Annotated in this window: 6 protein-coding genes; 1 reads left to right on the top strand and 5 read right to left on the bottom strand. The window is 62.9% G+C overall.

Translation table 11 applies throughout. The annotated features are described in order from the left end of the window. From atpD to RMO18_RS07930, 5 genes are all read right to left on the bottom strand, one after another. The coding region (gene atpD / locus RMO18_RS07950) for a F0F1 ATP synthase subunit beta (RefSeq protein ID WP_309665079.1) at positions 1 to 888 on the bottom strand (888 nt) is incomplete at its 3' end. An 18-nt stretch (positions 889 to 906) separates the two neighbouring features. Then, entirely contained in the window at positions 907 to 1,773 is an 867-nt protein-coding gene (locus RMO18_RS07945; protein ID WP_309665077.1) for a F0F1 ATP synthase subunit gamma, read from the bottom strand. Between the two features lie 22 nt (positions 1,774 to 1,795). Beyond that, on the bottom strand, positions 1,796 to 3,334 hold the full coding sequence (atpA, locus tag RMO18_RS07940; protein ID WP_309665076.1) for a F0F1 ATP synthase subunit alpha: 1,539 nt from the start codon (positions 3,332 to 3,334) through the stop codon (positions 1,796 to 1,798). Further along, positions 3,334 to 3,894 carry a F0F1 ATP synthase subunit delta gene (locus RMO18_RS07935; protein ID WP_309665075.1) on the bottom strand — a complete coding sequence of 187 codons (561 nt, stop codon included), beginning with the start codon at positions 3,892 to 3,894 and terminating at the stop codon, positions 3,334 to 3,336. The genes atpA and RMO18_RS07935 overlap by 1 nt, the downstream gene beginning before the upstream one ends. 263 nt (positions 3,895 to 4,157) lie before the next feature. Then, positions 4,158 to 4,919 carry a class I SAM-dependent methyltransferase gene (locus RMO18_RS07930; RefSeq protein ID WP_309665073.1) on the bottom strand — a complete coding sequence of 254 codons (762 nt, stop codon included), beginning with the start codon at positions 4,917 to 4,919 and terminating at the stop codon, positions 4,158 to 4,160. A gap of 60 nt (positions 4,920 to 4,979) precedes the next feature. On the opposite strand from RMO18_RS07930, the gene gloB reads away from it, so the two are divergent. Next, positions 4,980 to 5,747 carry a hydroxyacylglutathione hydrolase gene (gloB, locus tag RMO18_RS07925; protein WP_309665071.1) on the top strand — a complete coding sequence of 256 codons (768 nt, stop codon included), beginning with the start codon at positions 4,980 to 4,982 and terminating at the stop codon, positions 5,745 to 5,747. Positions 5,748 to 5,917 lie beyond the last annotated feature (170 nt).

Genomic DNA, 5,917 nt, shown 5'->3' with positions numbered 1-5,917 from the left:
TTCCTGCAGCGCGCCCATGTCTGTGGCCAGCGTCGGCTGATAGCCCACGGCCGACGGGATACGTCCCAAAAGGGCGGACACTTCCGAACCGGCTTGGGTAAAGCGGAAGATGTTGTCGACGAAGAACAGCACGTCCGTGCCAGACTGGTCGCGGAACTGTTCGGCAATGGTCAGACCCGACAGTGCCACACGCAGACGCGCGCCCGGCGGTTCGTTCATCTGGCCGTAGACCAGCGCCACTTTCGACTTGGTCAGGTCGTCGATGTTGATGACGCCGGATTCGATGAATTCGTGATACAGGTCGTTGCCTTCCCGCGTCCGTTCACCCACGCCCGCGAACACCGAATAGCCGGAGTGAACTTTGGCAATGTTGTTGATCAGTTCCTGGATCAGAACCGTCTTGCCCACGCCCGCACCGCCGAACAGCCCGATCTTGCCGCCCTTGGAATAGGGGGCCAAAAGGTCGATCACCTTGATCCCGGTTACCAGGATCAGCGCATCCGTCGCCTGTTCGGCAAAGGTTGGTGCTGCGCGGTGGATCGAGCGGCGCTCGGTATGCACCACCGGGCCCTTTTCGTCGATCGGCTCGCCGATCACGTTGATGATGCGGCCCAGCGTGCCGTCCCCGACCGGAACCGCAATCGGCGCGCCGGTATCGCTGACCGGGGCGCCCCGGACCAGACCTTCGGTCGCGTCCATCGCGATGCAGCGCACGGTGCTTTCGCCCAAGTGCTGTGCCACTTCCAGAACCAGCTTCTTGCCGTTGTTGTCGGTTTCCAGCGCGTTCAGGATCGCGGGCAGATCGCCGGTGAACTGCACGTCCACCACGGCGCCAATGATCTGCGTGACCTTGCCTGCCGCGGCAGCTGCTTTCGGTGCTTTTGCCATGTCGTTTCTCCGGTTACCTTACAGCGCCTCAGCGCCGGAAATGATTTCGATAAGCTCTTTGGTGATCGCGGCCTGCCGCGACCGGTTGTACTGGATGGTCAGCCGGTTGATCATGTCGCCCGCGTTGCGGGTGGCATTGTCCATGGCGCTCATCCGGGCACCCTGTTCGGACGCCCCGTTTTCCAGCATCGCGGTGAAGATCTGCGTGGCCACGCCGCGCGGCAGAAGATCGGCCAGAATGGCCTCTTCGCTCGGCTCGTAGTCATATAGCGCAGACGCCGCACCAGCCTCGAACTTCGCCGGGATCACCTGCAAAGCCGTCGGGATCTGGCTGATCACCGATTGGAAGCGGTTGTAGAAGATGGTGACCACATCGCATTCACCAGCTTCGAACGCCGCCAGAACCTCGCGCGCAACGCCTTGGGCATTGACATAACCCACGCGCTTCACGTCGGTCAGATCGGTGTGGCCAACGAACAGCGACCCATATTCACGGCGCAGCTGCTCACGGCCCTTCTTGCCCACGGTCATGATCTTGACGGTCTTGCCAGCAGCAATGAGTTCGCCGATCCGTAGCCGCGCCAAGCGCACGATGGTGGAGTTGAAGCCGCCGCAAAGGCCGCGCTCTGCCGTCATCACCACCAACAGATGCACCTGATCGCGGCCGTTACCGGCCAACAGCTTCGGCGCACCGGCCGACTGGCCGACGTTGGTTGCAAGCGACGCCATCACCGCCGTCATCCGTTCGGCATAGGGCCGTGCAGCCTCCGCCGCTTCCTGCGCGCGGCGCAGCTTTGCGGCGGCGACCATCTGCATGGCCTTCGTGATCTTCCGCGTGTTCTTCACGCTGGCGATCCGGTTCTTCAGGTCCTTCAAGCTGGGCATCTAGGTGCTCCCCCGGCCCGAGTTACGCGAAGTCTTTGGCGAAGGCGTCAAGCTCGGCCCGGATGGCTTTCTCCAGATCGCCCGCAACCTTGCGGTCTTTCGTGGTGATGTCGGCCAACAGCGCCTTACCGGTGGTGCGCAGGTGCTTGAGCAAGCCCTGCTCGAACCGGCCAACGTCCTTGACGCCGATCTTGTCCAGGTAGCCGCTGGTGCCCGCATAGATCAGGCACACGATTTCAGCGTTGGTCAGCGGTGCATATTGCGCCTGCTTCATCAGCTCGGTCAGACGCGCGCCCCGGTTCAGCAATTGCTGGGTCGATGCGTCAAGGTCAGACCCGAACTGCGCAAAGGCCGCCATTTCGCGGTACTGCGCCAGTTCCAGCTTCACCTTGCCGGCCACCGACTTCATCGCGCTGGTCTGCGCCGACGAACCAACCCGGCTCACCGACAGACCGGTGTTCACCGCCGGACGCACGCCCTGATAGAACAGTTCGGTTTCCAGGAAGATCTGGCCATCGGTGATCGAGATCACGTTGGTCGGGATGAACGCCGACACGTCGCCGCCTTGGGTTTCGATGATCGGCAGCGCAGTCAGCGACCCCGATCCGAAATCTTCGTTCAACTTGGCCGAACGTTCCAGCAAACGGCTATGCAGATAAAACACGTCGCCCGGATAAGCTTCACGCCCCGGCGGACGGCGCAGCAGCAGCGACATCTGGCGGTAGGCCACGGCCTGCTTGGACAGGTCATCATAGATGATCAGCGCATGGCGGCCGTTGTCGCGGAAAAACTCGGCCATTGCGGTTGCCGCATAGGGTGCCAGAAACTGCATCGGCGCCGGGTCGGACGCGGTTGCCGCCACCACGATGGTATAGGCGCTGGCCCCGGTTTCGTTCAGCTTTTTCACCAGCTGTGCCACGGTGGAGCGTTTCTGCCCGATGGCCACATAGATGCAGTACAGCTTCTTGCCTTCATCCGTGCCAGCCGCGTCGTTATACGCCTTCTGGTTCAGGATCGTGTCCAGTGCCACGGCAGTCTTGCCAGTCTGGCGGTCGCCGATGATCAGTTCGCGCTGGCCACGGCCAATCGGGATCATCGCGTCGATTGCCTTCAGGCCGGTCGCCATCGGCTCATGCACCGATTTGCGCGGGATGATGCCGGGGGCCTTCACGTCGGCCACGCGACGTTCGGTGGTGTTGATTGCACCCTTGCCGTCGATCGGGTTGCCCAGCGCGTCGACAACGCGGCCCAGCAGCGCGTCGCCCGCAGGCACGTCCACGATGGACTTGGTGCGCTTGACGGTATCGCCTTCCTTGATGTCCTGGTCGGAACCGAAGATCACGATACCGACGTTGTCGACCTCGAGGTTCAGCGCCATGCCACGGATGCCACCGGGGAATTCGACCATCTCGCCGGCCTGCACGTTGTCAAGGCCGTGGACCCGGGCGATGCCGTCACCCACGCTCAACACGCGGCCAACTTCGGCGACTTGTGCGTCCTTGCCGAAGTTCTTGATCTGCTCTTTCAGGATCGCGGAGATCTCGGCAGCTTGAATTCCCATCACCCAACCTCTTTCATTGCATTCTGGAGTGCGGCGAGCTTCGCCTTGACCGATGTGTCGATCATGGTCGAGCCCAGCTTCACGACAAGACCGCCGATGAGGCTTTCATCGACAGTGGTTTTCAATTTCACGGTTTTGCCGACGCTGGCTTTCAGCGTTGCGGCAAGTGCCTTGGCCTGCGCCGCCGACATCGCGGTGGCAGAGGTGACCTCGGCGGTCATTTCGCCCTTTTCCGCCGCGATCTTGTCGGCAAGGTTGTTCAGGAGTTGCGGCAGCACGAACAGCCGGCGCTTTTCGGCCATCAGCGCCAGCGTGTTTGCCATCAGTGCCGACAAACCCAGCTTCGCGCCCACGGCGGCAATCACCCGGCCCTGGTCTTCGCGGCTGACCACCGGCGAATGGATCGCAGCGCGCAGATCGGCACTGCCAGCAAGTGTTTCGGACAACATTGCCGTGTCGGATTCCAGCGCCGCCAGGGCGCCCTCTTCCTTCGCCAGCTCAAACAAAGCGGTGGCATAGCGGGTGGCAATTCCCAGAGAGATCGAAGCTGGTTCGGACACGTCAACCCTTCCGCTGTTCCTGGCCTGCGTCCCAAATGGGAAAGGCCGCCAAAAGGCACACTCCCCGAACACCGGTCCGGAGCCTATGCCCTGTCTTCGGGGGCGTCCTTAGCAGAGGCTTTCCGACCCCGCAACCGGGTTGCTCTCCGTTTCGTGAGTGATCTTGTCGCGCGCCGCGCCAGTTGCGCCCGCTCGACCACGGGATGGCCGCCTGCCGTGTGTTTCGGCGGGCCCCAAGCCTCCGGCGAGGCGCCATGGCCAACTCATTTGCGAAGCTGGTTCATCGCCGGTTCAGGACTGCCGTTGCTAACCCCCTCCAGCACCCGCAACGGTCGGGTTACTGCCGCGCGCAGGCCGCCCCGCGTCGGCGCGTAGACCTGCTTGGACGCTTCCACCATCAGAACGCCACCTGCCAGCCACGGCACACGCCGCCCGACCGATTCCCAGAAATCCGCGGTGCGCAGCCAGAACCGCGCCGTCGACGGTGGGGCAAACAGCACCGACTGGCTGCGTTCCGGGGTAAACGAATGCCGCTTTAGCTGTGCCTCAAGCTGGGCCACCGAATAGGGCCGCCCAAATCCGAACGGCGTGACATCCCGCCGCGACCACAGCCCGATCCGGTTCGGCACGATGAACAGCGCCCGCCCGCCCGGCCCCAACACCCGGCTCGCCTCCTCCAGCACCGCCGAGGGGTTTTCCGATGTCTCCAACCCGTGCAGCAGCACCAGACGGTCGACAAGGCCCGTCGGCAGCGGCCAATGCATCTCTTCGCACAGCACGGCCACATTCTCCATCGCGGCAGGCCAGGGCATCACCCCCTGCGGGCCGGGCATCAGCCCCACAACCCGGCGCGACTGCTCCAGATAAGGGCGCAACAGCGGCACCGCAAAGCCAAAGCCCGCCACCGTATGGCCGGGGGCGGGGGGCCACAGCTTGACCATCTGCTCGCGAATGGCACGCTGCGCCACCCGGCCCAGCGCCGTGCGGTAGTAGAAGTTTCTGAGGTCCAGCACATCAAGGTGCATTGCGGCCAGTCTCTCTTCGGGCGATCCTTGACTATCATAGCCCGGAGTGTCGCAAACACCATGTCCCTTGAGCTTGTCACAATTCCTTGCCGCACCGACAACTACGCCTACCTGATCCACGATCATGCCAGCGGCCAGACGGCGGTGATCGATGTGCCGGACGCAACGCCTATCCTTGCCGCCCTGCAGGCTCGCAATTGGGCGCTGTCCGACATCCTGATCACGCATCACCACGACGATCACATCTCGGGCGTCGAGGAATTACGCGCCGCCACCGGGGCCATGGTCCTCGGCGCTGCGGCGGATGCCCACCGCCTGCCACCGCTTGACCTCGCGCTGACCGAGGCGAGCACCTTTTCCATCGGTTCCGAATTCGCCCGCGTCATTGCCGTGCCCGGCCATACCTTGGGCCACATCGCCTTTCATTTCCCGCAAAGCGGCCTTGTCTTCACCGCCGACAGCCTGATGGCCGGGGGCTGCGGTCGGCTGTTCGAAGGCACGCCCGCACAGATGTGGGCCAGCCTTTCCAAACTGGCCGCTTTGCCGCCCGAAACGCTGATTTGTTCGGGCCATGAATACACCGCGTCCAACCTGCGTTTTGCCGCGACCCTTGAACCCGGCAATCCGCAACTTATCTCACGTGTCGAATGGGTCGCAACCGCGCGCCGCGAAGGCCGCTTCACTGTCCCGTCACGGTTGTCCGAAGAACTGGCCACCAATCCTTTCCTGCGCGGTTCACTGCCGCACATGAAGGCGGCGGTCGGCCTTCTCAACGCCGACGATGTCACGGTTTTCGCCGAAATCCGTGCCAGAAAAGACAAGTTCTGAGGGACAGATATCACAAATCACGTGAGGTCGGTCACGAAAGCCCCTCCGAACGCAAATACCGCTTGAAGTACGGAAAATAAAACCGAACTTTAAGACTATGAGGCCACGGTTGGAACGGGCCCAAAGGCCCTCCGACCCGCAGGACAGGAGCACAAGCGTGCCTTCTTTTT

The sequence above is a fragment of the Tabrizicola sp. genome (assembly GCF_031377265.1).
Lineage (GTDB): Bacteria > Pseudomonadota > Alphaproteobacteria > Rhodobacterales > Rhodobacteraceae > JAUYQR01.
The sequence above is the reverse complement of the archived record's forward strand: the minus strand, read 5'-3'. Positions and strand labels throughout refer to the sequence as shown.